Annotated in this window: 28 protein-coding genes; 18 read left to right on the top strand and 10 right to left on the bottom strand. The window is 70.4% G+C overall.

The features are described 5' to 3' along the window. Positions 1-15: 15 nt before the first annotated feature. The 3 genes from MKK51_RS17930 to MKK51_RS27400 form a co-directional block, all read right to left on the bottom strand. Positions 16-519: a CsbD family protein gene (locus tag MKK51_RS17930; protein WP_243979192.1), complete on the bottom strand. Its 504-nt coding sequence runs from the start codon at positions 517-519 to the stop codon at positions 16-18. Positions 520-577: 58 nt separating this feature from the next. Beyond that, positions 578-739: a CsbD family protein gene (locus MKK51_RS17935; RefSeq protein WP_243979194.1), complete on the bottom strand. Its 162-nt coding sequence runs from the start codon at positions 737-739 to the stop codon at positions 578-580. Positions 740-831: 92 nt separating this feature from the next. After that, entirely contained in the window at positions 832-1161 is a 330-nt protein-coding gene (locus tag MKK51_RS27400) for a hypothetical protein (RefSeq protein ID WP_313898818.1), read from the bottom strand. A 623-nt stretch (positions 1162-1784) separates the two neighbouring features. Here MKK51_RS27400 and MKK51_RS17945 point away from each other — a divergent pair. Further along, positions 1785-3254 carry a PAS domain S-box protein gene (locus tag MKK51_RS17945; protein ID WP_243979196.1) on the top strand — a complete coding sequence of 490 codons (1470 nt, stop codon included), beginning with the start codon at positions 1785-1787 and terminating at the stop codon, positions 3252-3254. Positions 3255-3272: 18 nt separating this feature from the next. Here MKK51_RS17945 and MKK51_RS17950 read toward each other — a convergent pair whose 3' ends face one another. After that, on the bottom strand, positions 3273-3647 hold the full coding sequence (locus MKK51_RS17950; protein WP_243979198.1) for a response regulator: 375 nt from the start codon (positions 3645-3647) through the stop codon (positions 3273-3275). A gap of 187 nt (positions 3648-3834) precedes the next feature. On the opposite strand from MKK51_RS17950, the gene MKK51_RS17955 reads away from it, so the two are divergent. The 7 genes from MKK51_RS17955 to phnE (MKK51_RS17985) all read left to right on the top strand — a co-directional run bounded on the left by MKK51_RS17955 (position 3835) and on the right by phnE (MKK51_RS17985) (position 9992). Then, positions 3835-4812, top strand: a complete 978-nt coding sequence (locus tag MKK51_RS17955) for a sensor histidine kinase (RefSeq protein ID WP_243979200.1) — start codon at positions 3835-3837, stop codon at positions 4810-4812. Positions 4813-5063: 251 nt separating this feature from the next. Continuing rightward, positions 5064-5735, top strand: a complete 672-nt coding sequence (locus tag MKK51_RS17960) for a DUF1045 domain-containing protein (protein WP_409565714.1) — start codon at positions 5064-5066, stop codon at positions 5733-5735. 11 nt (positions 5736-5746) lie between these two features. Next, a complete protein-coding gene (locus MKK51_RS17965; protein ID WP_243979204.1) occupies positions 5747-6376 on the top strand; it encodes a DapH/DapD/GlmU-related protein in 630 nt (209 codons plus the stop codon). 89 nt (positions 6377-6465) lie between these two features. Continuing rightward, the gene (gene phnC, locus MKK51_RS17970; RefSeq protein ID WP_243979205.1) at positions 6466-7269 is read left to right on the top strand and encodes a phosphonate ABC transporter ATP-binding protein; all 804 of its coding nucleotides are present in this window, start codon (positions 6466-6468) and stop codon (positions 7267-7269) included. A gap of 28 nt (positions 7270-7297) precedes the next feature. Continuing rightward, complete coding sequence (phnD, locus tag MKK51_RS17975; protein ID WP_243979207.1) at positions 7298-8224, top strand: phosphonate ABC transporter substrate-binding protein; 927 nt, start codon at positions 7298-7300, stop codon at positions 8222-8224. A gap of 41 nt (positions 8225-8265) precedes the next feature. After that, positions 8266-9144 carry a phosphonate ABC transporter, permease protein PhnE gene (gene phnE / locus MKK51_RS17980; protein WP_243979209.1) on the top strand — a complete coding sequence of 293 codons (879 nt, stop codon included), beginning with the start codon at positions 8266-8268 and terminating at the stop codon, positions 9142-9144. Continuing rightward, complete coding sequence (phnE, locus tag MKK51_RS17985) at positions 9141-9992, top strand: phosphonate ABC transporter, permease protein PhnE (protein WP_243979211.1); 852 nt, start codon at positions 9141-9143, stop codon at positions 9990-9992. The genes phnE (MKK51_RS17980) and phnE (MKK51_RS17985) overlap by 4 nt, the downstream gene beginning before the upstream one ends. A gap of 161 nt (positions 9993-10153) precedes the next feature. Here the strand turns inward: phnE (MKK51_RS17985) and MKK51_RS17990 are convergent, their stop codons facing one another. After that, positions 10154-11062 carry a LysR family transcriptional regulator gene (locus tag MKK51_RS17990; protein WP_243979239.1) on the bottom strand — a complete coding sequence of 303 codons (909 nt, stop codon included), beginning with the start codon at positions 11060-11062 and terminating at the stop codon, positions 10154-10156. A gap of 89 nt (positions 11063-11151) precedes the next feature. Here MKK51_RS17990 and MKK51_RS17995 point away from each other — a divergent pair, with 89 nt between their 5' ends. Beyond that, a complete protein-coding gene (locus tag MKK51_RS17995; RefSeq protein WP_243979256.1) occupies positions 11152-11595 on the top strand; it encodes a PACE efflux transporter in 444 nt (147 codons plus the stop codon). 485 nt (positions 11596-12080) lie between these two features. On the opposite strand, the gene phnF is transcribed toward MKK51_RS17995, so the two are convergent. Next, entirely contained in the window at positions 12081-12827 is a 747-nt protein-coding gene (gene phnF, locus MKK51_RS18000; protein ID WP_243979258.1) for a phosphonate metabolism transcriptional regulator PhnF, read from the bottom strand. 120 nt (positions 12828-12947) lie between these two features. On the opposite strand from phnF, the gene phnG reads away from it, so the two are divergent. The 9 genes from phnG (at position 12948) to MKK51_RS18045 (ending at position 19950) form a co-directional block, all read left to right on the top strand. Further along, positions 12948-13391, top strand: a complete 444-nt coding sequence (gene phnG / locus MKK51_RS18005) for a phosphonate C-P lyase system protein PhnG (RefSeq protein WP_279601204.1) — start codon at positions 12948-12950, stop codon at positions 13389-13391. After that, on the top strand, positions 13391-14017 hold the full coding sequence (phnH, locus tag MKK51_RS18010) for a phosphonate C-P lyase system protein PhnH (protein WP_243979267.1): 627 nt from the start codon (positions 13391-13393) through the stop codon (positions 14015-14017). The genes phnG and phnH overlap by 1 nt, the downstream gene beginning before the upstream one ends. Further along, positions 14008-15123 carry a carbon-phosphorus lyase complex subunit PhnI gene (locus tag MKK51_RS18015; protein WP_243979269.1) on the top strand — a complete coding sequence of 372 codons (1116 nt, stop codon included), beginning with the start codon at positions 14008-14010 and terminating at the stop codon, positions 15121-15123. The genes phnH and MKK51_RS18015 overlap by 10 nt, the downstream gene beginning before the upstream one ends. Continuing rightward, positions 15120-16007: an alpha-D-ribose 1-methylphosphonate 5-phosphate C-P-lyase PhnJ gene (locus tag MKK51_RS18020; RefSeq protein ID WP_243979277.1), complete on the top strand. Its 888-nt coding sequence runs from the start codon at positions 15120-15122 to the stop codon at positions 16005-16007. The genes MKK51_RS18015 and MKK51_RS18020 overlap by 4 nt, the downstream gene beginning before the upstream one ends. Next, positions 16007-16777: a phosphonate C-P lyase system protein PhnK gene (gene phnK, locus MKK51_RS18025; RefSeq protein ID WP_243979279.1), complete on the top strand. Its 771-nt coding sequence runs from the start codon at positions 16007-16009 to the stop codon at positions 16775-16777. The genes MKK51_RS18020 and phnK overlap by 1 nt, the downstream gene beginning before the upstream one ends. Continuing rightward, a complete protein-coding gene (gene phnL / locus MKK51_RS18030) occupies positions 16774-17487 on the top strand; it encodes a phosphonate C-P lyase system protein PhnL (protein WP_243979281.1) in 714 nt (237 codons plus the stop codon). The genes phnK and phnL overlap by 4 nt, the downstream gene beginning before the upstream one ends. A gap of 17 nt (positions 17488-17504) precedes the next feature. Beyond that, positions 17505-18647 carry an alpha-D-ribose 1-methylphosphonate 5-triphosphate diphosphatase gene (locus tag MKK51_RS18035; RefSeq protein ID WP_243979283.1) on the top strand — a complete coding sequence of 381 codons (1143 nt, stop codon included), beginning with the start codon at positions 17505-17507 and terminating at the stop codon, positions 18645-18647. Then, the gene (phnN, locus tag MKK51_RS18040) at positions 18647-19183 is read left to right on the top strand and encodes a phosphonate metabolism protein/1,5-bisphosphokinase (PRPP-forming) PhnN (protein WP_243979285.1); all 537 of its coding nucleotides are present in this window, start codon (positions 18647-18649) and stop codon (positions 19181-19183) included. The genes MKK51_RS18035 and phnN overlap by 1 nt, the downstream gene beginning before the upstream one ends. Positions 19184-19329: 146 nt before the next feature. Beyond that, positions 19330-19950 (top strand): pyridoxamine 5'-phosphate oxidase family protein, encoded by a 621-nt coding sequence (locus MKK51_RS18045; RefSeq protein ID WP_243979287.1) that lies wholly within the window; start codon positions 19330-19332, stop codon positions 19948-19950. Between the two features lie 96 nt (positions 19951-20046). On the opposite strand, the gene MKK51_RS18050 is transcribed toward MKK51_RS18045, so the two are convergent. From MKK51_RS18050 to MKK51_RS18065, 4 genes are all read right to left on the bottom strand, one after another. After that, on the bottom strand, positions 20047-20883 hold the full coding sequence (locus tag MKK51_RS18050; RefSeq protein ID WP_243979289.1) for an alpha/beta fold hydrolase: 837 nt from the start codon (positions 20881-20883) through the stop codon (positions 20047-20049). A gap of 93 nt (positions 20884-20976) precedes the next feature. Further along, positions 20977-21396, bottom strand: a complete 420-nt coding sequence (locus MKK51_RS18055; protein ID WP_243979291.1) for a lysozyme inhibitor LprI family protein — start codon at positions 21394-21396, stop codon at positions 20977-20979. A gap of 110 nt (positions 21397-21506) precedes the next feature. Beyond that, positions 21507-21716: a hypothetical protein gene (locus tag MKK51_RS18060; RefSeq protein ID WP_243979293.1), complete on the bottom strand. Its 210-nt coding sequence runs from the start codon at positions 21714-21716 to the stop codon at positions 21507-21509. A 55-nt stretch (positions 21717-21771) separates the two neighbouring features. Then, positions 21772-22569: a cadherin-like domain-containing protein gene (locus MKK51_RS18065; RefSeq protein ID WP_243979294.1), complete on the bottom strand. Its 798-nt coding sequence runs from the start codon at positions 22567-22569 to the stop codon at positions 21772-21774. Positions 22570-22580: the final 11 nt, after the last annotated feature.

The raw sequence follows: 22580 nt of genomic DNA on the forward strand, positions 1-22580 counted from the left end.
TCGTCGGCCTGCGGATCAGTCGCGGCCGTGGATGAGCAGGCCGAGGCCGTAGCCGAGGAGGCCGGCCACCAGCAGGGCGGCCACGGGGTGCTCGGCGACGTGGTGCGTGACCTCGCGGCCGCCCTGGCGCAGATAGTTGCCACCGTTCTCGTAGGCGTCCTCGGCGTAGTCATACGCTTCGCGACCGGCATTGCGGACGGATCGCTCGGCACGGTCGTTGGTGTCGCCGGCCGCGCCCTGTGCGCGGCGCGCGCGGTCCTCGACGTCGTCGGACCCGATCAGGTTGCCGACCGTGTCGCGGACCTTACCGCCGATGTCGCGGGCGGTGTCGGCGACGTGCTCGGCCGCGTCGCGTACGGTGTCCTTGGCCTGGCCGTACAGGTTCTCGGCGGCGCCCTGCGCCTCTCGGGCCCGGCCCTCGACGGAGTCCCGCTTAGACCCGGTGAGGTCGCCCACCGTGCCCTGCACCTTGCCGCCGAACTCCTTGGCTGCGCCCGTGATGCGATCCGTATCGACCATGGTGTTGATCCTGTCTTTGTTGATGATTGTGTTCGTCGGGTGAGACGCGTGATCGACGTTACGGAGTAAGGAGGGGCTTTGGTTTCACGTCGGACTTCGGTAATTTCTGCTGAGACTTGCCCTCGGCTTCGACTTTGGGGTCGCCGACCAGCTTTCCGATGGCCTCCTTGATCGAGCCCTTGAGCTTATCGGAGGTTTCGGTGGTCTTCTGCGCGCTCACGGGATGCTCCAAGGCCTGGACGATTGACACACCCGTCAAGTGGCTCCCCATTCCCGGCGAGCAATGATGCAGACGTACCGGTTGAGGGGTTTTTATTTGCTAGTTTGGGATGACGGAGAGCCGTTGTCGCGCCGCCGGACGATGACGATGGAGCGCGTGTCAACGTGGAGCGTCCGGTCGCGGTCGCCGGTGACGACACGCTCCATCGGATACCGGTTCCGGCTGTGGCGGTACCGCAGGGCGACGCGCTCGCGGTAGTCATCCTCCGTCCCGCCGGGCTCGCCGACGGGCTCGGCCCCGTGCGGCGCGAGGGCAGCCTCGCTGGCATGGGCGATGGTCCGGTCGGGCTCGACCAGGATCATGCCCGCGCTGAGGCTGGCGATGATGTGCCGAAGCTCATGCCCGTCGACGCCAACCGTCACCTTCGACCGCCTTCCTCACTGCTTGGATCAAGCCAGGCCGTAACAAGCGGCTGCCGGCGTCGGTTCCAGTGCAGATGAGCGATTTGCTGGTATATCGGCATCATCGACGGGAACGTGAACGATCAGCCGCAACCGGAGACGCACAATCCACGCTAGATGGGTGGACACATCCGGCCGCTGCCCGGTCAAAAGACGAACGCCTTCGTATATACTTAAGCAAGATCTCCCACAGACCTTCGCCGGGCGAGGAATTGCCCCGTCATCTCCGGGACGTGATCGGGCGGCGACTGGAGGAGGTCCTCCCCGGAGTGGATGCGGTCGAGGCCGACACGGGGTTCGTCCCGGTCCTGCGTCGAGTCCGGCCGCACTGGTCGCGTGGTGCGTCGCGATCCTGCGAAACACCCACCCGAACCAACGCAGGCGACGGCGTCCGGATGTACAAGCAGCTGACGATGACCGGGGCCGTTTCGAGGTCGGGGAAGGCGGATCATTCAAGGTTCGGGATGTCAATACTTCTAAAGTTTATCCATCCAAGGGCCGTCGCTGGGCGGTGTGACACCCACGCCCCTGGCATGATCGGGTCCGCTCTGTAGAACGGTTCCGATCAGCAGGATTTGTCCATCTTGAACGACCATGCCGACGGCGCGCGGATCGACGCCGAGATCACCAGCACCGTCGCCGGCTCCGATCCGTTCGCGGCAGCCGTGCGCGCGACGCGCATGCCGATGGTGATCACCGACCCGCGTTTGCCCGACAATCCCATCGTCTACGTGAACGACGCGTTCGTGAAGCTGACCGGCTACGCACGCGAGGAGATCATCGGCCGCAACTGCCGTTTCCTCCAGGGCCCGGAGACGAACTCCGAGGATGTCGCCCGCATCCGGGACGCCATCGAGCGGCGCGTCACCATCGAGATCGACCTCAGGAACCGCCGCAAGGACGGCACCGCGTTCTGGAACCGCCTCCTCGTCTCGCCGGTCTTCGCGCAGGACGGCGAACTCACCTACTACTTCGCCTCTCAATACGACGTGACTCTGGAAAAGGAGCGTCTCGTCTTCCTCCAGAAGGACCGCGATGCCCTGGAGGCGGAGTCGGCCCGCCGGTCCCTCGAACTCGTCCAGAGCGAGGAGCGCCTGCGCTTCACCCTCAAGGCCGGGCGCCTCGGGGCGTGGACGCTCGACCTCGGCGTGATGCGCCTCGTCTCGTCGGACGGGTTCAAGGAGAACCTCGGTCGCCCGCCGGCCGACACCCTGACCTATGAGGAGATGCTCGCGGCCATCCACCCGAAGGACCTCCCCCGGAAGCTCGCGGCACGGGACGCGGCCATCGCCGGGCACTCGGATTACGACGTCGAGATCCGGGTCGTCACGCCGCACGGCGAGACCCGCTGGCTGCAGTTTCGCGGGCAGGCCTCGTACCGTGCGGACGGCACGCCCCTGAGCATCGCCGGGATCAGCCTGGACATCACGGACCGCAAGCGGGCCGAAGAGCATCGGGATCTCCTGGCGGGCGAGCTCAGCCATCGCATCCAGAACACCCTGGCGACCGTCCAATCCATTTCCCGGCAGACATTGCGGGGCGCCGCTTCCCTGGAGGAGGCACAGGTCGCGATGGAATCCCGGCTGCGTTCCCTGTCGGCCGCGACGGAGATGCTGGCCCGGGGCAGCGGCGACTGGGCGACCCTGACGGAGGTGGTCATCGCGGCGCTGCATCCGTTCGGTGTCGAGCAGGACCACCGCTTCAAGATCGGCGGTCCGATCCTGCGCCTCGCGCCCCGGGTCGCCCTGGCCTTCGCCCTCGCCATCCACGAACTCGCGACGAACTCCGTCAAGTACGGTTCCCTCTCGCTGGACGACGGACGGGTGATCGTGAGTTGGGACGTCGTGGACGGATCCAGTCCCGACCGGCTCTGGTTCCAGTGGCAGGAGGTCGGCGGACCCCGGGTGTCGCGGCCGACGCGGACCGGTTTCGGTTCCCGTATGATCGAGCGGGCACTCGCCCAGGAGATCGGCGGGACGGCCGAGATCGACTACCGGCCGCGCGGGGTCGTGTTCACGGCCGAGGCGCCGCTGCCGGAGATCACCAGGGACTGAAGGGACGCCACGCCGACGTCAGTCCGCCTCGTGGATGGCGTCGATGACCTGGGCCGCCCGGTAGGGCTTTGGCACGAACAGGCCATGGTCGGGGATGTCCCGGTCCGCGAACCGGTGGCGACCGGAGGTGAGGACGAGCCGGATGTCCGGCCAGTGCTCGTAGACGCGCTCGGCCAGGGTCACGCCGCACATCGAGCCCGGCATGTCGACGTCGGTGAACACCACGCCGATGTCCGAGCGTTCGTGCAGGATGAGCCAGGCCTCGTCGGCATGGCGCGCCTCGACCACCGCGTAGCCGGCATCCTCCAGCATCTCGGCGGCGTTCATCCGTACGAGGTCGTCGTCCTCGACCACGAGGATGACGGATGCTTCCGGGGCCTGCTTCATCACCATGGCGTTTCAACCGGCAAACCTTTCATCGGTTGCCGGTTCTGGTTTCGATGGCGTGAGCGGCGCGTCGAAGCACCCTAAGCCGGTTGCCTCGACCTGGACGGTGGAGCGCACCGGCCACACATGCGTTTCCACTCCCGGTGCCGAGATGCCGGCGCTTTTCCAACTCAACACGTGATCCGGGATACGCATGGTCGAAGGTGCTGAACTCATCGGCGAGGAGTGGACGCTCGCCAGCTTCACCGGCGCCATCCACCGGGGCGGCGTCGGCCTCTGGGCGTGGTCGCCGGAGCGGCGCCTGGCCCAGCTCGACAGCCTCTGCCGGGAGTTCTGGGGCACGACCGAAACGGTCGTCGGCCTGGACGTCCTGTTCGCGAGGGTGAACGCCGAGGACCGCGAGGGCCTGATGCTCGACTGGGCCGCGAGCGCCACCGAGCCGCATGCCTACGCCTTCGACTTCCGCATCGGCGACGCCCCCGACGCCCGCTGGATCTCCGCCCGCGGCGTCGGGGGCGACGAGGGTCGGGTCGGCGAGTGGGTCCAGGCCATCTTCCTCGACATCACCGACCGCAAGCGCGCCGAGGAAGCCGAGCGGCTGCTGACGGCGGAACTCGCCCACCGCGTCTCGAACATGTTCACCGTCGCCCGTGCGCTCACCGCCATCGTCGCCCGCGAGGCCAAGTCGGCCCCGAGTTTCGCCGAGGATCTCTCGCAGAGGTTTGGGGTGCTGCACGAGGCGACGACCCTGGCGACGCGCTCGCATCGGCATGACCAGGGCAACGTCCGGCTGCGGGACCTCGCCGAGCGCATCCTCTCGCCGTACCTCGATGGCGCGAACATCACCGTCGACGTCGAGGACGCCGCCGTGGCCGGCGCCGACAGGATCAACGATTATGCGATGATCCTGCACGAGCTCGCCACCAACTCCGCCAAGTACGGGGCGCTGTCGGGCGGCGGCACGCTCAGGCTGACGGGTCGCGTCGAGGGCGGGGATCTCAGGCTGACCTGGGAGGAAGGGGCCGCGTCGTCCGGGACGCCCGAGGCCGGGGGCACCGGGTTCGGCTCCCGCCTCCTCAGGCAGACCATCGAGCGGAGCCTGCGCGGCACTTTCACCCGCACCATCGATGCCGGAGGATTGCGCTTCGAGATGGTCGTGCCGATCAGGTGAGGCGCACGCCCGCGCCGGGCAGGCGTAAACCAAGGAGGCATGGAAGAGACGGATCGCGCCATCACGGTGCGGCCGGTGTGCGAGGCTTCAGGAGGCAACGGCGCTCGGCGCTGGAAAAACCCGCGCTCGGCACCACGTGGCGCTGATCCCGACCGATGGTGTCCTCGACGCCGTCGGCGTCCGGCCTGTCATATCAGCGTCCGGGCCACGGATTATGAGCGATCCGGCCCGTCGCGCGCAGCCGAGGAAGTGTGTCTTTGGACGACCTTGCCCGATACGCCCTGTATTTCACTCCCGCGCCGGGTTCGGTGCTTGCCGCTTTCGGCGACGCGATCCTGGGGGCCGGCCCCGCGCCCGGTCCGGATGTGCTCCGGACCATCCTCGCGGCCAGCACGGCCGAGCCGCGCGTCTACGGGTTCCATGCCACCCTGAAGGCACCGATGCGCCTCGCCCCGGGCGCGACCGAAGCCGATCTCCTCCAGGTGGCCGAGGCCCTGGCGGCGCACCGGAGCCCCCTGCCCGTCGGCCCCCTGCGGGTCGCAGCCCTCGGGGATTTCATGGCCCTGGTGCCGGAGGCGCCCCCGCCCTCTCTCGGCCTCTTCGCCGCCGAGTGCGTTTCCACCCTCGATCCGTTGCGGGCGCCCCTCACCCCGACCGAGCGCGCCCGCCGCCGCCCGGAGCGCCTCGATCCCCGCGGCCGGTCGCTGCTGGAGCGCTGGGGCTACCCGCACGTCTTCGAGACGTTCCGCTTCCACATGACCCTCACCGGCCGCCTTGGCCCGGAGGAGCGCGCGACCGCCCTGCCCCTGCTGGCCGAGGCCGCTGCGGACCTGCCCGACCTTACGATCGATGCGGTGAGCGTCGTCGTCCAGGACGGCGCGGCGCCGTTCCGCCTCCTGCGCCGCCTGCCCTTTTCGCTCTGAAGGAAACCCCGATGGTCTCCGATCGCCTCGGCCTCGAACCGGCCGTCCACCCCACCGCCGAACTCTCGCGGTGCCGCCTCGGCCGCTACACCGAGGTCGGCGCCCGCACGCGCCTCAGCGAGACGAGCCTCGACGACTATTCCTACATCGTCGAGGACGGGCAGGTGAATTACACGACCATCGGCAAGTTCTGCTCCATCGCCTCGCATGTGCGGATCAACCCCGGCAACCACCCGATGGAGCGGGCCTCCCAATCCCATTTCACCTACCGGGCCAGCGCCTACTGGCCGGGCGAGGAGGACGAGCCGGCCTTCTTCGCCCGGCGCCGCGCCCTGCCCGTCACCATCGGCCACGATGTCTGGATCGGGCATGGCGCCGTCATCCTTCCCGGCCGCAGCATCGGCACCGGGGCGGTGGTCGGCGCGGGCACGATCCTGACGCGGGATGTCGCGCCCTACACCATCGTGGTCGGCAATCCGGGCCGCGTCGTGCGGCGGCGGTTCCCCGAAGCGGTCGCCGAGCGCCTGCAGGCGCTGGCCTGGTGGGACTGGGACCACGCGCGCCTTCGCCGGGCCTTGCCGGACTTCCGCGCCCTGTCGATCGAAGCTTTCTTGGAGCGTTACGAGGTCGAGGTACAATAATTCAGAAAATTGATTAGCCGGAGAATAGTCATTCTTCTGTCGTGCAGGGCGGGTCTACCGGCATTCGACATGAAACACTGGACCCCTGCATGCTGATCCTGGAAGGTCTCGCCCGCCACTACGGCGACCGTCGCGCGGTGGACGGCGTCTCCCTCGCCATCCCCCGTGGCCAGTTCGTCGGCGTGATCGGACGCTCGGGCGCCGGCAAGTCGACCCTGCTGCGGATGATCAACCGCCTCGCCGAGCCGACGGGCGGGCGGCTCCTGTTCGACGGTCTCGACGTCACGGCCCTGCGCGGCCGCGACCTGCGGCGCTGGCGGACGCGCTGTGCGATGATCTTCCAGCAGTTCCATCTCGTCGGTCGCCTCGACGTGCTGAGCAACGTGCTGATGGGCCGGCTCTCGGAGGTGCCCAGGCACCGGTCCCTGTTCAAGCTCTGGTCCGAGCGCGAGCGCGCCCTCGCCCTGGCCGCCCTCGACGAATTCGGGATGGGCGACTTCGCCTGCCACCGGGCGGACCAGCTCTCGGGCGGCCAGCAGCAGCGCGTCGCCATCGCGCGGGCGATGATGCAGGCCCCGGACCTGATCCTGGACGACGAGCCCGTAGCCTCCCTCGACCCGCGCAACACCCGCATCGTCATGGATGCCCTCGCCGAAGCCAACCGGCGCCACGGCATCACCGTGCTGTGCAACCTGCATTCCCTCGATCTCGCCCGCGGCTATTGCGACCGCCTCGTCGGCCTCGCCGACGGCCGCCTCGTGTTCGACGGCGCGCCCGCCGACCTCACCGAGGATGTCGCGCGCCGGCTCTACGGGCTGGAGGCCGGCGAGGTCCTCGATGCGCCGGCCCCGCCGGCGCGGCCCCGAGCCTATCCCACCGCCCTCGTCGCCTGATCGTTCGCTACCCCTCCGGGAGATTCCCATGCTGACCCGCCGATCCCTCGCCGGAGCCCTCGCGCTCGCCTTCCTCGTCGTCCCGGCCGCCGCGCAGGACTGGAAGGCGACCTATCCGGAGCTGACCCTGGCGGTGATCCCGGCCGAGAACGCGTCGGGCACCACCGACCGCTACGCGCCGATGACCGCCTACCTGTCGAAGGCCCTCGGCGTGCCGGTCAAGCTGCGCATCGCCAACGACTACGCCGCCGTGATCGAGAGCCAGCGCGCCGGCAACGCCCAGCTCGCCTTCTACGGTCCCGCCTCCTTCGCCCGCGCGGTGATGACCGGCGTCAAGATCGAGCCCATCGTCAACCAGAAGCACGACACCGGCGCCTCGGGCTATTACTCGGTGATCTACGTGCGGGCCGACAGCCCCTACAGGACGATCGAGGAGCTGAAGGGCAAGAACCTCGCCCTGGTCGACCCCAACTCCACCTCCGGCAACCAGGCGCCGCGCTTCTTCCTGCACAAGGCCGGCCACCCGGTCGACGCGCTCTTCGGCAAGACCGTCTACGCCGGCAGCCACGAGAACGCCGTCCTCGCCCTCGTCCAGGGCACGGTGGAGGCGGCCGCCAACCTCTACAACACCGACACCGACACCATGGTCACCCGCATGGCCGCCAAGGGCATGCTCAAGAAGCCCGATGGGACGCCCCTGACGCAGGCCGATTTCCGGGTCGTGTTCAAGTCCGACTTCCTCCCCGAGGGGCCCTTCGCCATGCTGGCGAGCCTGCCCGACGACCTCAAGGCGAAGATCCGCGACGCCCTCGTGGCGATGCCGGCGGCGGACAAGGCGGCGTTCGACCGGCTCTCCGACGGCAAGGACCAGGGCTTCACCGCCGTGACCTTGAAGGATTACCAGCCGATCATCGAGATGCTGAAGTTCAACGACGACCAGCGTCGCAAATCTTGACCCGACCTGTCCCGATCCACGCGTCCCGCCGGTAACGACCGATGTCCGAGCGGATCACGCCCCTGTCCCCGGACCGGGCCGTCGCCCTGGCGGGGGCCTACGATGCGGCCGTCGCGGCGACCCGCCGCCGGATCTGGGCCGGTCTTGCCGTAATCGTCCTCCTCGCGGGGCTCGCCGCCCACGCCGCGGAGGTGCGTCCCTTGGTGCTGGCGGCCAATATCGGCCGCTTTACCGACTACATCGCCCAGATCCTGCCCCACCTGACCCTGGCGAACCTGCCGGGCGACCTCGCCGAATGGTATTGGGGCTGGCCGAAATGGCTCGCCCTCCTGGGCGAGACCCTGCTGATGGCCTATCTCGGCACCCTGCTGGGGGCCATCGGCGGCGTCCTCCTGTGCTTTTCCGCCGCCGCCAACGTGACCGGCAGCCGGACGGCCTGTTTCCTGGTGCGGCGCGGGCTCGAATTCTGCCGCACGGTGCCCGAGATCGTGTTCGCGCTGCTCTTCGTCATCGCTTTCGGCCTCGGGCCGATGGTGGGCGTGCTGGCGCTGGCGATCCACACCACGGGGGCGCTGGGCAAGCTGTTCTCGGAGGTCGTCGAGAACATCGACATGAAGCCGGTGGAGAGCCTCGCCGCCGCCGGGGCGGGCCGGATCGAGACCCTGCGCTTCGCCGTGCTGCCGCAGGTGCTGTCGAACTTCGTCTCCTACGGGCTGCTCCGCTTCGAGATCAACGTGCGGGGCGCGGGCGTCATGGGCTTCGTCGGCGCCGGCGGCATCGGGCAGGAGCTGCTCGTGGCGATCCGCAATTTCTACTACGCCGACGTCAGCGCGATCCTGGTCCTGATCATCCTCACCGTGATGGCCATTGACCTCGGCACCGAGCGCCTGCGCCACCACCTCCTCGGGAGCCTGCGATGACCGGTCCCGACCTCGATCCGGCCGAGATCGCCGCCCTGCGCCGGCGCTTTCCCGAAAGTTTCCGCCCGGCCTGGCGCGCCCGCCTCCTCGCGGGGCTCGCCCTCGCCGGCCTCGTCGCCTTGTCCGGCTACGCGCTGGTGCGCCTCGATTTCTCCGCCGCCCGCCTGCTCAATGGCCTCGGCCGCCTTGCCGAGTTCAGCCTCATGATGCTGCCGCCGGAGACCGGCGGGCGGGCCTGGGCCTTCCTGCAGGCCCTGGGCGAGACCCTCGGCATCGCCTTCATCGGAACGCTGACGGCGGCGATCCTGGCGTTTCCCGTGGCGTTCCTGGCCGCCCGCAACGTCGTGCCCAATCCCTTCGTGCATGTCGCCGTCCGGCGCGGCCTCGACGTGGTGCGCTCCGTCGATGTGCTGATCTGGGCGCTGATCTGGATCAACGTGGTCGGGCTCGGCCCCTTCGCCGGGGCGCTCGCCATCGCCTGCGCGGATGTCGGGGCGCTGGGCAAGCTGTTCTCGGAAGCGGTCGAGACCGTCGACGGCAAGGCCGGCGAGGGCGTCTCCGCCTCTGGTGGCGCCGAGCTGCACCGCATCCGCTTCGGCCTCATCCCGGCGGTGCTGCCGGTGCTGGGCAGCCAGGTGCTGTACTTCTTCGAGTCGAACACCCGCTCGGCCACCATCATCGGCATCGTCGGCGCGGGCGGCATCGGCCAGTACCTGACCGAGCTGATCCGCGTCCTCGAACTGCGCCAGGTGGCCTTCCTGATCCTGATGATCCTCATCACCGTGGCGATCATCGACGCCGTCTCCGGGCGCCTGCGCCGGGCCCTGATCGGCGGTGCGACGACCTGATACCCGTCTCACCGACCCCGCCCCGGAGGTCGGGGTCGGTGAGGTCCGGCGGAGGACCGCCGCCGCGCGGTCGCGCGGGGCAGACCTCGATCTTTCGGGCTCACGAGGTCCGGTACGAGGGGGCCGCCGTCCCGGCGGCGCCGAACCCCGGCCCTCCCCCGTCAGCCCGCCGGCCCGTCCCGCGAGACGGGGCCGATCCGCTCCGCCGCGAAGCGCTCGCGCAGCCAGGTCGCGGCGGGGCCGCAGGGCCGCTGCTTGTGCCAGACCAGTTCCAGGGCGATGGGCCAGTCGCCCGCGTCGAACTGCAGGTCGGGCGTGACGAGGTGCGGCGCCGTGAGCGACGCAGCGATGACGTGGTCGGTGACGAAGGCCCAGCCGATCCCGTGCTTCACCAGCTCCAGGATCACCCAGTGGCTCTCCACCCACCACACTTCGGCGGCCACCCGCAGGCGGCGCTTCTCCGGCCCGTCGCTGCGCGCGGCGACCAGGATCTGGCGGTAACGCTTCAGTTCCTCCCACTCCACCCGCGCCTTGGCGAGGGGGTGGTCGCGCCCGCAGACGAGCTTGAGGGGCACCCAGCCGATGGTCTGGAAGCCGAGTTCCGTGGGCAGCACCTCCTGGCGCCACATCACGCCGAGGTCGGCGGCGCCGGACTGCACCATGCGGCTGACATCCTCCATCAGCGGGAAGAGCAGTTCCAGCTCGACGAAGGGGAAAGCCCGGGCGAAGTCGGCGAAGAGCGCACCCAGCGCATGTTCGGGATAGAGCTCGTCGATGGCGACCACCAGCCGGTTCTCCACCCGCCGCTCCAGGCTGCTCGCCACGCCGATCAGGTGCTCGCGTCGGTCGAGCACCACGCGCGCCTCCAGCAGCAGCCGTTCCCCCGCCGGGGTGAGCACCGGGTTCCGGCCCGCCCGGCTGAACAGCGTGAGCCCGAGATCCGCCTCGAGATTCGCCACCTGGGTGCTGACGGCCGACTGCGCCTTGCGCAGGACGCGGGCGGCGCCGGAGAAGGAGCCGGCTTCGGCGGCCGCCACGAAAGCCTGGAGCTGGTCGAGCGAGACGGCCATCTATCTGGTCCTCAGATACGTCCTAACTTGCCGAACGGGGTATGGCAGATAGAAGGCCGGGAACCAACGCGGCTTTTCGAGACGAGACCATGCGCAGCACCCGCGACCGTATCCGCCACGCCCTCCTGTTCGAGCTGTTCGGGCTGGCCCTCATCGTCCCGTTCGGCACCGTGCTGTTCGGGCTGCACGCCTCCGACATGGGGGTGATCGGCATCGGCAGCGCCCTGACCGCGACGGCCTGGAACTACGTCTACAACCTCGGCTTCGACCGGGCGATGCAGCGGCTCACCGGGCACACGCGCAAGGGCCTGCTCCTGCGGGTGGGCCACGCCGTGCTGTTCGAGGCGGGCCTGCTCATGATCCTGCTGCCGCCGATCGCCTGGTATCTCGGCATCGGCCTTTCGCAGGCCTTCTTCATGGATCTGGCGATCGCGGCCTTCTACGTGGTCTACGCCTTCGTCTTCAACCTGACCTACGACCGGGCTTTTCCCGTGCCGAACTGGGGCAAGGCCGCGGCCGAACCGTCCGCCTGATCTGCGATCGGGCGGAGCGCCTCGGACGCTCGACGCGTCCCTCTCCCCCTTGTGGGGAGAGGTGAGGAGTTGGGGGTGTTCCGCCAGACTCTGGGCCATGACGGGCACCCCTCCACCCCCAACCCCCACTCCTCCCCACAAAGCTACGATGGTCACACATCTCGCGGGGCGCGCGGGGTCCCCTCTCCTGGAAGGAGAGGGACAGGGTGAGGTGTGTGACCACTCCGGAGGGGCCACGCCCCTCACCCCAACCCTCTCCCAAACGGGAGAGGGGGCCCGTCGCGCCTCATGCCGAACCCTCTTGGATAGAGGGCACAGCCGTCGCGCAGACGTGTGAGTCCGGTAGCCTCCCGGGACAGAGGACGCCCGCCGGCATCCCACGCCTCTACCTCCGACGCAGGCGAGCCGTTCCGCCGGCGACGGGATCGCGGGTCCACGCGCCCACTCGCTCGGGTCATCGGTGTCGTCGTCGCGGGGACGGGCGATCACTCCACCACCAGCTCCACCCGGTCGGCGGCGAACAGGCTGCGGGTGGCCTGGATGCGCCGGCCGTCGCCGTCCACGTTCACGCTCAACAGGACGATCAGGCTGCGGCCGGGGGCGATGTCGAGACGTGCCGCCTCCTCGGCCTCGGCGGGGCGGGCGCCGATCCGGGTCGAGAGCCGGGTGTAGTCGGCGACCCCGTAGCCCGCATAGGCGCGGGTGATCGAGCCGCTGGCGGCGTAGGCCGCGTCGAAGCCGGAAAAGCGCGGCAGGGGCAGGCAGGTCCGGGCCGTCGAGATCGGGGCGCCGTCGGCCCGGTGCACGGTGCGGAGTTCGAGGATCGGTGCGCCGGGAGCGATCCCCAGGGCCTCGGCCCAGCCCGCATCGGCGGGCGCCGTCGCGGCCGCGATCAGGTCGCCCCAGGCCTCGCGGCCCGTGCGCGTGACGATCTCGGAGAATCGGGTCCGGGGACCGATCGGATAGGGGATCGGGCCCTGCTCCACGAAGCTGCCCTTGCCCTGCGTGGTGCGCACCAGCCCGTCCTCGGCAAGCACGCCGAGCGCCCGGCGCACCGTGTGCCGGTTCACGCCGAAGCGCGCGGCGAGCGCCGATTCGGCCGGCAGCTGCGCCCCGGCGGCGAGGGCCCCGCCGCGGATCTCGCCCGCAAGCGCGTCCGCGATCTGGCGCCATGCCGCGAGACCGCCTCCGCGCCGGAGCGCTGTCACGGGCCTGTCGCCCGCCTCATTCATGGATCGCTCGCATAGCCCGCTTGAAACTCCTTGCGCCTGATCATCCTGTTGTCTATACATATAGACATGTTTGGAGACCGATCGATGCCGAGTGCCAGCCAAACACCACGCGAGCCCGGGATGCCAGACCCCTCGGCCCGCCGACAGGCGATGGAGCGGGCCGGTCAGGCCAGCCCGGCCGAGTTGCTGGCCGCCCTGGCGGGGGCCGGAATCGCCCCGGAGGCGGAGGATCTGCGCCCGTCGGAGACCGGCCTGGTGATGGTCCGGGGGCGGATCGGCGGTGACGGCCGACCCTTCAACGCCGGCGAGGCCACGGTGACGAGGGCGGCGGTGCGCCTGCCCGGCGGCGAGACCGGCTTTGCCTATCACCTCGGGCGCGACCGGGATCGCGCCCGCCTCGCGGCCATCCTCGACGCGCATTGGCAGCGTCCGGAGGCGCGCCCGGCCCTCGATGCGGCCTTGGCCGCCATCGCCGCGCGTCGGGCGGAGGCGGCGCGGCAGGGCGCCCGCAAGGTGGCGGCGACCCGGGTGAATTTCTTCACCCTGGCGCGGGGAGAGGATTGATGCCTCACGACCTCGCTCGACAGCTCGCCCATGGCTTCGCCGATCCCGTCCATGAGGGGCAGGCGGTGTTCCGCGCCGCGATGGAGGCCCTGAGCCGGCCCGGCCGCATCCGTCCCTTGCCCACCGGCCTGAGGCCCCCTGCCCCGCTCACGCCGGAACTCGCGGCCCTGGCGCTGGCGCTCGTCGACGCCGACACGCCGGTCTGGCTCGATGCTCCGCTGCGGGCCGAACCGGCGGTGGCCGGCTTCCTGCGCTTCCACACCGGGGCGCCGATCGTCGCGTCGCCCGAGCAGGCCGCCTTCGCGCTGATCGCCGATCCCGCCCGCTGCCCGGCCTTCACGGAGTTCGCGCAGGGCACCCCCGCCTACCCCGATGCCTCCGCCACCCTGGTCCTCGCCGTCGAGACCCTGTCCGACGAAAGCGGCCCGGCCTTCACGGGGCCGGGCATCCGCGGCACCGAGCGCCTCGATGCAGGCCCCCTGCCCGCCGACTGGGCGTCACGCTGGGCCGCGAACCATGCCGGCTTCCCGCTGGGCATCGACTGTCTCTTCGTCGCGCCCGGGCGCCTCGCCGGGCTGCCGCGCTCGGCCCGCCCCGTCACCCCGGAGGCAACCCCATGTACGTAGCGGTGAAGGGCGGCGAGGCCGCCATCGACAATGCCCACCGGCTGCTGGCCGAGGTCCGGCGCGGCGATCCGGCCGTGCCCGACCTCACCGTGGCGCAGATCCGCGAGCAGATGCGCCTCCTCGTCGACCGGGTGATGACGGAGGGGTCGCTCTACGATCCCGACCTCGCCGCGCTCGCCCTGAAACAGGCGCGCGGCGACGTGGTCGAGGCGGTGTTCCTGGTGCGGGCCTACCGCACCACCCTGCCGCGCTTCGGCGCCACCGAGGCCCTCGACACCGGTGCGATGACCCTGAGCCGGCGCATCTCCGCCACCTTCAAGGACTTGCCCGGCGGACAGGTGCTCGGCCCGACCTTCGACTACACCCACCGCCTCGTCGATTTCGCCCTGGCCGACGGCGCCGTCCCCGAACCCGCCGCCGAGGCCGAGCCGGAGGCCGATGCCGCCGCCTGCCCGCGGGTCACCGATCTCTTGGGGCAGGCGGGCCTGCTCGAACCCTCGCCCCCGGACGACGGCGCGCCCGTGGGCGACCTCACCCGCGAGCCGGTGGACTACCCCGCCGACCGCGCGGTGCGGCTCCAGGGGCTGGCGCGGGGCGACGAGGGTTTCATCCTGGCGCTGGGCTACTCGACGCAGCGCGGCTACGGCCGCACCCATCCCTTCGTCGGCGAGATCCGGGTCGGGTCCGTGCAGCTCGACTTCACGCCGGAGGAGCTCGGCTTCCCCGTCAGCCTCGGCACGGTGGACATGACGGAGTGCCAGATGATCAACCAGTTCCACGGCCACGGGGCGGTGCCGCCGCAATTCACCCGCGGCTACGGCCTCGTCTTCGGCCAGGGCGAGCGCAAGGCCATGGCCATGGCGCTGGTGGACCGCTCCCTGCGGGCGGCCGAACTCGGCGAGGCCGTGCTGGTGCCGGCCCAGGACCAGGAATTCGTGCTGGCCCATTGCGACAGCCTGCAGGCGACGGGCTTCGTCGAGCACATGAAGCTGCCGCACTACGTCGACTTCCAGGCCGAGCTCGACCTCGTCCGGCGCCTGCGCGCCGAGCACGCCGCCCGGACGGCCGAACCGGACGAACCCACCCTGCGGGAGGCCGCCGAATGAATCCGCAGGTCCAGATCCAAGGTACCGTCCCGGCCGGCACCGGCTACAACTTCGCCTATCTCGACGAGGGCACGAAGCGGATGATCCGCCGGGCCATCCTCAAGGCCATCGCGATCCCCGGCTACCAGGTCCCCTTCGCCGCCCGCGAGATGCCGATGCCCTATGGCTGGGGCACTGGCGGGGTGCAGGTCACCGCCGCGATCCTGGGCGCGTCCGACGTGCTCAAGGTGATCGACCAGGGCGCCGACGACACCACCAACGCGGTCTCGATCCGCCGCTTCTTCACCGCCACCGCCGGGATCGCCACGACCACGCGGACCGCCGAGGCCACGGTGATCCAGACCCGCCACCGCATCCCGGAAGCGCCGCTGGCCGAGGGGCAGGTGCTCGTCTACCAGGTGCCGATCCCCGAGCCGCTGCGCTTCCTCGAGCCGCGCGAGACCGAGACGCGCCAGCTCCATGCGCTGGCCGAATACGGCCTCATGCACGTGAAGCTCTACGAGGACATCGCCCGCCACGGCCACATCGCCACCACCTACGCCTACCCGGTGGAGGTGGCCGGCCGCTACGTGATGGACCCCTCCCCGACCCCGAAATTCGACAACCCGAAGATGGACGATTGCCCCGCGCTCCAGCTCTTCGGCGCGGGCCGCGAGAAGCGCATCTACGCGATCCCGCCCTACACGCGGGTCCGCAGCCTCGATTTCGAGGACCATCCGTTCCGGGTCCAGAGCTTCGACCGCCCGTGCGCGCTCTGCGGGGCGGAGGACGTCTACCTCGACGAGGTCGTCCTCGACGATGCCGGCGGGCGGATGTTCGTCTGCTCGGACACCGACCATTGCGAAAGCCGCCGCGCCGACGGCCACATGGGAGAGGCCGCGTGATGGAACCCCTGCTTACGGTCGACGGCCTGACCAGGCGCTACGGCCGCCGCCTCGCCTGCGACGGCATCGGCTTCACCCTCGATGCGGGCGAAGTCCTCGCGGTGGTCGGTGAATCGGGCTCTGGCAAGTCGACCCTGCTCTCGCTGATCGCCGGCGAGGTCGCGGCCGATGCCGGAACGGTCTCCTACCGCATGCGGGACGGCGCCACGCGGGACCTCGCCGCCCTGAGCGTCGTCGATCGCCGCGCCCTGATGCGCACCGACTGGGGCTTCGTCCGCCAGGACGCCACGCAGGGGCTGCGCATGGCGGTCTCGGCCGGCGGCAATGTCGGCGAGCGGCTGATGGGGGTGGGCGAGCGCCATTACGGCCGCATCCGCGCCACCGCCCTCGACTGGCTCGCCCGGGTCGAGATCGCCGCCGACCGGGTCGACGACCCGCCCACCCGCTTCTCCGGCGGCATGCGCCAGCGCCTGCAGATCGCCCGCAACCTCGTCACCGCGCCCCGCCTCGTGCTCATGGACGAGCCGACCTCGGGCCTCGACGTCTCGGTCCAGGCCCGCCTCCTCGACATGATCCGGGGGCTGGTGGCCGAACTCGGCCTCGCGGTGATCATCGTGACCCACGACCTCGCCGTGGCCCGCCTGCTCTCGCACCGCGTCCTCGTCATGCGGGCTGGCCGGGTGATCGAGACCGGGCTGACCGACCAGGTCCTCGACGACCCCCAGGCCGCCTACACCCAGCTCCTCGTCTCCTCGGTGCTCGCCGCATGACGTCCCTTCCGCCCCTCCTCGCCTTCGACGACGTGGACAAGAGCTTCACCCTGCACCTGCGCGGCGGCGCCGTCCTGCCGGTGATCGCCGGCGCCACCCTCGCGCTCCATCCCGGCGAATGCGTCGTCCTCGGCGGCGCCTCGGGCGCGGGCAAGTCCTCCCTCCTCAAGATGGCCTACGGCAATTACCGCTGCGCCGCCGGCGCGATCCGGGTCCGCGACGGAACCCGCGTCGTCGATCTCGCCACCGCCGCGCCGCGCGAGATCCTGGGCCTGCGCCGCACGACGCTGGCCTACGTCTCGCAGTTCCTGCGGGTGATCCCCCGCGTCGGCGCCCGCGCCGTGGTGGAGACCGCCGGGATCGAAGGGGGATTGGCCCCCGGGGCGGCCCGGTCCCGCGCGGCCGACCTGCTCAGCCGCCTCAACCTGCCCGAACGGCTGTGGGGGCTTCCGCCCGCGACCTTCTCCGGGGGCGAGCAGCAGCGGGTCAACATCGCGCGCGGTCTCATCGCCGACCGGCCCATCCTGCTCCTCGACGAGCCCACCGCCTCCCTCGATGCCAAGAACCGGGCCGTGGTGGTGGAGCTCATCGCCGAGAAGCGGGCGGCGGGCGCCGGCATCCTCGGCATCTTCCACGACGCGGATGTCCGCGAGGCGGTGGCGACGCGCATCGTCGACGTCGCCGCCTTCCGCGGAGCGATGGCCGCATGAATCGGGAGTACGCACGCATGACGGACCGGGTCGAGATCCTCGAAAACGCGCGCCTCGTTCTGCCCGACCGGGTCGAGACCGGCTGGCTCGCGGTTGTTGACGGGCGCATCGCCGAGATCGGCACGGGACGCGCCCCCGAGCGCGGCCTCGACTGCGCCGGCGACACGATCATCCCGGGCCTCGTCGAGCTCCACACCGACCACCTGGAGAGCCACTACGCCCCGCGCCCCGGCGTGCGCTGGCATCCCCTCGGGGCGGTGCTGGCCTACGACGCGCAGATCGCGGCGTCCGGCATCACCACGGTGTTCGATTCGCTGCGCGCCGGCACCGATCCGGATGGCAGCGGCCTCGGCACCGAGCTCGAACTCCTCGCGGCCGCCCTGGCGGAGGCGCGAGGGGCGGACCTGTTCCGGGCCGAGCACCGCACCCACCTGCGCTGCGAGATCCCCTCCGCCGACGTGGTCGAGACCGTGCGCGCCTTCGCCGGGCGCTATGCCATCGGCCTCCTGTCGCTGATGGACCATACGCCGGGCCAGCGCCAGTTCCGGGATGTGGCCAAGTACTACGTCTATGCCGGGCGCGGCGGCCGCTCCCTGGAGGAGATCAAGCGCAGCACCGAGCGCAAGATGCGCGACGGCCACGCCCTCAACGCCGTCAACCGCCCGGCCCTCGTCGCCCTGGCGCGGGAGCACGGCATCCCGCTGGCCAGCCACGACGACACGACGCTGGCCGACGTGACCCTCTCCCGGGACGAATCGGTGGCGATCGCCGAGTTCCCCACCACCCTGGAGGCGGCGGAAGCCTCGCACGCGGCCGGCATCACCGTGATGATGGGGGCGCCGAACCTCATCCGGGGCGGCTCGCATTCGGGCAACGTCGCGGCCCAGACCCTGGCGGAGGCCGGCTATCTCAGCATCCTGTCCTCGGACTACGTGCCGGCGAGCCTGCTGATGGCGGCGTTCGGATTGCCCGAGCGCGTGCCCGGCATTGCCCTGCCGGACGCCATCGCCACGGTGACGGCCCATCCCGCCCGCGCGACCGGGCTGACCGATCGCGGCCGGCTGGAGCCGGATCTCCGCGCGGATCTCGTCCGGGTCCGTCTCGCCCGGGGCGTGCCGGTGGTGCGCCAGGTCTGGCGCGCCGGCACGCGGGTGGTGTGATGCCCGGCGGCTTCGTTCTCGTGGTCGGCCCGAGCGGGGCCGGCAAGGACACCCTGTTGCGGCTGGCACGCGAGGCCCTCGCCCACGAGTCCCGCTTCGTCTTCCCGCGCCGCCTCGTGACCCGCGCGCCCTCGGCGCACGAGGACAACATCGCGATCTCCGAGGATGCGTTCACCAACGGAGCGGCCTCCGGCGCCTTCGCCCTGCATTGGCGTGCGCACGGCCTCGGCTATGCGATCCCCGGAGAGACCCTGGATCACGCGCGAGCCGGGCGGGTGGTGGTCTGCAACGTCTCACGCCGCATCGTCCAGGCGGCCCGCCGCGCCCAGCCTCGCGTCAGCGTCGTGTCCGTCACGGCCTCGCCCGACATCCTCGCCCGCCGCCTCGCCGCGCGGGGCCGGCCGGAGGATGGCGACCTGCGCGCCCGTCTCGACCGCGTCGTCCCGATCGAAGCGGAGTGCACGATCTTGAACGATGCCGATCCGGACAGCGCGGCTGCCGAGCTCATCGCGCATCTGCGCGAGCGGGCGGCCTGAGGTTCGACTCAAGGTTTTTGGATCGCACTCCGTCGGGACCCTTGGCCCGCGGGCCGATCCGGCGACGGAATGCCGTCGCTCTGCTTCAGCCGCCCCGCCTCGTGCGAGGGGGCAAGGCCCATTCATCCGGCAGAGGGGTACGAACGATGGCCATGGTCGAAACGGTGGCGGGACTCGAGCGCATCTACGGCGAGTGGGGCGCCGTCGCCGATGCGTCCACCGCCAAGGTCGCGGACCACATCACCCCGCATTACCGGCGCTTCATTGAGATCGCGCCCTTCGCGACCCTCGCCACCGCCGGCCCCGAAGGCCTGGACTGCTCTCCCCGTGGTGATCGTCCGGGGTTCGTGCGCGTCGCCGATCCCCGCACGCTGCTCTTGCCCGATCGCCGGGGCAACAACCGGATCGACAGCCTCCGCAACGTCGTGCGCGATCCCAGGGTCGGGCTGATGTTCCTGATCCCCGGCATCGGCAACGCCCTCCGGGTGAACGGCCGGGCGGTCGTCGACGATGATCGAGCCCTGTGCGCGTCCTTTGCCGTCGATGGCAAGGCGCCCCGCACCGTGATGGTCATCACCGTCGGGGAGGTCTACTTCCAGTGCGCGCGCGCCCTCATCCGATCCGGGCTATGGCAGCAGGCCAACCATGTCGACCCGAAGACGCTGCCGTCTCCCGGGCAGATTCTGGCCGAACTAAGCCACGGTCGAGTCGGGGGCGAGGTCTACGATTCGACGTGGGCCGAACGCGCCAAGCACACCATGTGGTGATCCGGGACAGGCGGAGGCAGATCCGCGGCAAGGGCCGCAACCGAGGGGATGCCGCCGCCCTCGATCGGTGTCGATCGCCGTCGCGAAAACCCCGGCTCAGCCCTTCACGAAGGCGAGGAGGTCGGGGTTGATGACGTCGTGGTGGGTGGTGAGCATCCCGTGCGGAAAGCCCGGATAGGTCTTGAGCGTGCCATGGGCCAGGAGCGCGACCGATTTCAGCGCGGAATCCGCCATCGGGACGATCTGGTCGTCCTCGCCATGCAGGACCAGGGTCGGCACGGTGATGGCTTTGAGGTCGTCGGTCTGGTCGGTCTCGGAGAACGCTTTGATGCCGTCGTAATGGGCCTTCGCGCTGCCCATCATGCCCTGGCGCCACCAATTCCGGATCACGCCCTGCTGCACGGTCGCGCCGTCGCGGTTGAAGCCGTAGAAGGGGCCGCTCGCCACATCGAGGAAGAACTGCGCCCGGTTCGCGGCGGTGGCCGCGCGGAACCCGTCGAACACCGCGATCGGCAGACCCTCGGGATTGGCCTCCGTCCTGACCATCAGCGGCGGCACCGCCGAGACCAGCACGGCCTTGGCCACGCGGCCGGCCGGCCCTCCGTGCCTGGCCACGTAGCGGGCGACCTCGCCGCCGCCGGTGGAATGGCCGATATGCACGGCGTTCCGCAGGTCCAGCGCCTCGCTCACCGCGAAGGCGTCGGCGGCGTAGTGATCCATGTCGTGGCCGGCATCGACCTGGGCCGAGCGGCCATGGCCGCGCCGGTCATGGGCCACGACCCGGTAGCCGTGATGCAGGAAGAACAGCATCTGCGCGTCCCAGTCGTCCGACGAGAGCGGCCAGCCGTGGTGGAACACGATCGGCTGGGCGCTCTTTTGACCCCAATCCTTGAAGAAGATCTCGACGCCGTCCTGGGTGGTGATGAAGGGCATGGCAGGATGTCCGTTTCGGGAGGAAGTGGGCGCGACGAATTAGGGCACCTCTCGGACGAATACGCCATGGCCGATGCCGGCGGTCGAACGTCCCTATTCGACGAGCAGGCTTTCCAGGAAGAACACCCGCCGCGCCGTCTCGTCGAGGTTGCAGCTCGAGGCGGCGATCAGGTCCATGGTTCCGCCTCCGCCGAAGATCATCGTCAGCTTGCAGGAGGCGGTCCTGTAGGCCAGCCAGCCCCGCTGCGAGTCGCGGAGCGCGGTCTTCTCCTCCTCCGTCGATTTGCGCATGAGCGTCTGATAGGCGGCGTTCAGCTTCTTGTCCTGACGCGACAGTTCGGCGGATGCACAATCCAGCATGTCGGCTGTGATGCCGCCGGATTTGTCCATGCATTTGTCGTAGTCCGAAGAATAGGTCTGAGCGGTCATGCCGGCGGCGTAGGCCGGCGCGGCGACGATGCCGCCGAGCAGGCCGGCCGTCACGGCGACGGGAAATGCGAACGTGCGCTTCATCGTGAGCTTCTCTTCTTCAAGACAAGAAAAACTAGGATCTGGCTGGTTCCGGCGCCGGGTTCCGTCATGATCCCGTCCGCGCCGCAGGCCGCCACCCGGTCGTCTCCCCCTCAGCGCATCAGCCAGGATACCAGCAAGGACGCCAGCCAGACGCAGCCCGCCAGGACAGACCCGACGATCAGCGTCTGGACGAGGATGTAGACCAGGAGAATCCGCCGCGGGAAATGCGCGCGCGCGGCGGCCTTCAGCATCTGCCGCACGCGCGCGACGTAGAGGATCGCGCCGAGGGCGACGATCGCCCCGATGAGCAGATGGGTCATCGGCCGGTCGTCGTGGGCGACCGCTCGGGCCAGCGGCCTTTGAGGCGCGCGGACGTCACAGCTGAGGCATGGAAGCGGGCCGGGACCGGGGCGCGGGGGCCATCTCACGCGGGGCGGGCGGCGGCGGGGCTTCGACGCGGACGGGGGGCGCGGCCTCGCCGGCGGCGGCGGTGGCGCCCGGCGCATTCGCCGCCTTCGGAGGGGGAGAGTCCGGCGCCTGCCGGGGCGCGGGCGTCGCGTCGCGGACCGTGTCGCGCAGGAAGTCGCCGGTGCTGGCGGCCCGCGCCGCCGGAGCCGTCGCGGTGGTCCCGGCGGCCTGGCCCGCGCCGTTGCCGCGCGGGGCGGGCGCCTGCGAGACGGCCGGAGCCTGGCGGCGTTCGCCCTCCGGCACCGTGATCCGGAAGGTGTAGGGCACCGTCGTCCCGTCCCCGAAGGTCACGGCGACCGACAGGATATCGAGACCGGAGAAGTCGGGCCGTGCCGTATAGAAGATCGACATCGAATCCTTCTTCACGTCCTCGCAGCCATCCACCTTCTGGATCGTGGCGCCCCGCTCGTCGATCTTGTTGCCGAGGATTCGGAACTCCCGGCGCAGCTCGACGCGTCCGCCGCGCGGCGGCGAGACCAGATCGACCAGGGCCGCCTTGGAGCGGCATCCCTGCGTCGGAAAGTAATGGGTGAAGCCCTGGAGGAAGATCCGCTGCCCGGGGCGGGCGGTCTTGTTCTCCGTCTCCGCCTGCGCCGGCAGGACGAGGCCATGCCCGAGGAGGCCGGCGAGCGCCAGAGATCGGAGGGCCGAGCATCGCAGGGGCGCGGTGGACCGGAGGGCCGCGTTCGGGAGGCGGTGTGTCATGGGCTTCTCCT

The organism is Methylobacterium sp. E-045 (genome assembly GCF_022829685.1).
In the GTDB taxonomy this organism is placed as follows: Bacteria; Pseudomonadota; Alphaproteobacteria; order Rhizobiales; family Beijerinckiaceae; genus Methylobacterium.

Bases quoted from the DNA above. Each gene is read 5' to 3' on its own strand.
- MKK51_RS17930 (WP_243979192.1), bottom strand. From the start codon at position 519: ATGGTCGATACGGATCGCATCACGGGCGCAGCCAAGGAGTTCGGCGGC.
- MKK51_RS17950 (WP_243979198.1), bottom strand. From the start codon at position 3,647: ATGGTGATGAAGCAGGCCCCGGAAGCATCCGTCATCCTCGTGGTCGAG.
- MKK51_RS17955 (WP_243979200.1), top strand. From the start codon at position 3,835: ATGGTCGAAGGTGCTGAACTCATCGGCGAGGAGTGGACGCTCGCCAGC.
- MKK51_RS17965 (WP_243979204.1), top strand. From the start codon at position 5,747: ATGGTCTCCGATCGCCTCGGCCTCGAACCGGCCGTCCACCCCACCGCC.
- phnC (WP_243979205.1), top strand. From the start codon at position 6,466: ATGCTGATCCTGGAAGGTCTCGCCCGCCACTACGGCGACCGTCGCGCG.
- phnD (WP_243979207.1), top strand. From the start codon at position 7,298: ATGCTGACCCGCCGATCCCTCGCCGGAGCCCTCGCGCTCGCCTTCCTC.
- phnE (WP_243979209.1), top strand. From the start codon at position 8,266: ATGTCCGAGCGGATCACGCCCCTGTCCCCGGACCGGGCCGTCGCCCTG.
- phnE (WP_243979211.1), top strand. From the start codon at position 9,141: ATGACCGGTCCCGACCTCGATCCGGCCGAGATCGCCGCCCTGCGCCGG.
- MKK51_RS17990 (WP_243979239.1), bottom strand. From the start codon at position 11,062: ATGGCCGTCTCGCTCGACCAGCTCCAGGCTTTCGTGGCGGCCGCCGAA.
- MKK51_RS17995 (WP_243979256.1), top strand. From the start codon at position 11,152: ATGCGCAGCACCCGCGACCGTATCCGCCACGCCCTCCTGTTCGAGCTG.
- phnF (WP_243979258.1), bottom strand. From the start codon at position 12,827: ATGAATGAGGCGGGCGACAGGCCCGTGACAGCGCTCCGGCGCGGAGGC.
- phnG (WP_279601204.1), top strand. From the start codon at position 12,948: ATGCCAGACCCCTCGGCCCGCCGACAGGCGATGGAGCGGGCCGGTCAG.
- phnH (WP_243979267.1), top strand. From the start codon at position 13,391: ATGCCTCACGACCTCGCTCGACAGCTCGCCCATGGCTTCGCCGATCCC.
- MKK51_RS18015 (WP_243979269.1), top strand. From the start codon at position 14,008: ATGTACGTAGCGGTGAAGGGCGGCGAGGCCGCCATCGACAATGCCCAC.
- MKK51_RS18020 (WP_243979277.1), top strand. From the start codon at position 15,120: ATGAATCCGCAGGTCCAGATCCAAGGTACCGTCCCGGCCGGCACCGGC.
- phnK (WP_243979279.1), top strand. From the start codon at position 16,007: ATGGAACCCCTGCTTACGGTCGACGGCCTGACCAGGCGCTACGGCCGC.
- phnL (WP_243979281.1), top strand. From the start codon at position 16,774: ATGACGTCCCTTCCGCCCCTCCTCGCCTTCGACGACGTGGACAAGAGC.
- MKK51_RS18035 (WP_243979283.1), top strand. From the start codon at position 17,505: ATGACGGACCGGGTCGAGATCCTCGAAAACGCGCGCCTCGTTCTGCCC.
- phnN (WP_243979285.1), top strand. From the start codon at position 18,647: ATGCCCGGCGGCTTCGTTCTCGTGGTCGGCCCGAGCGGGGCCGGCAAG.
- MKK51_RS18045 (WP_243979287.1), top strand. From the start codon at position 19,330: ATGGCCATGGTCGAAACGGTGGCGGGACTCGAGCGCATCTACGGCGAG.
- MKK51_RS18050 (WP_243979289.1), bottom strand. From the start codon at position 20,883: ATGCCCTTCATCACCACCCAGGACGGCGTCGAGATCTTCTTCAAGGAT.
- MKK51_RS18055 (WP_243979291.1), bottom strand. From the start codon at position 21,396: ATGAAGCGCACGTTCGCATTTCCCGTCGCCGTGACGGCCGGCCTGCTC.
- MKK51_RS18060 (WP_243979293.1), bottom strand. From the start codon at position 21,716: ATGACCCATCTGCTCATCGGGGCGATCGTCGCCCTCGGCGCGATCCTC.
- MKK51_RS18065 (WP_243979294.1), bottom strand. From the start codon at position 22,569: ATGACACACCGCCTCCCGAACGCGGCCCTCCGGTCCACCGCGCCCCTG.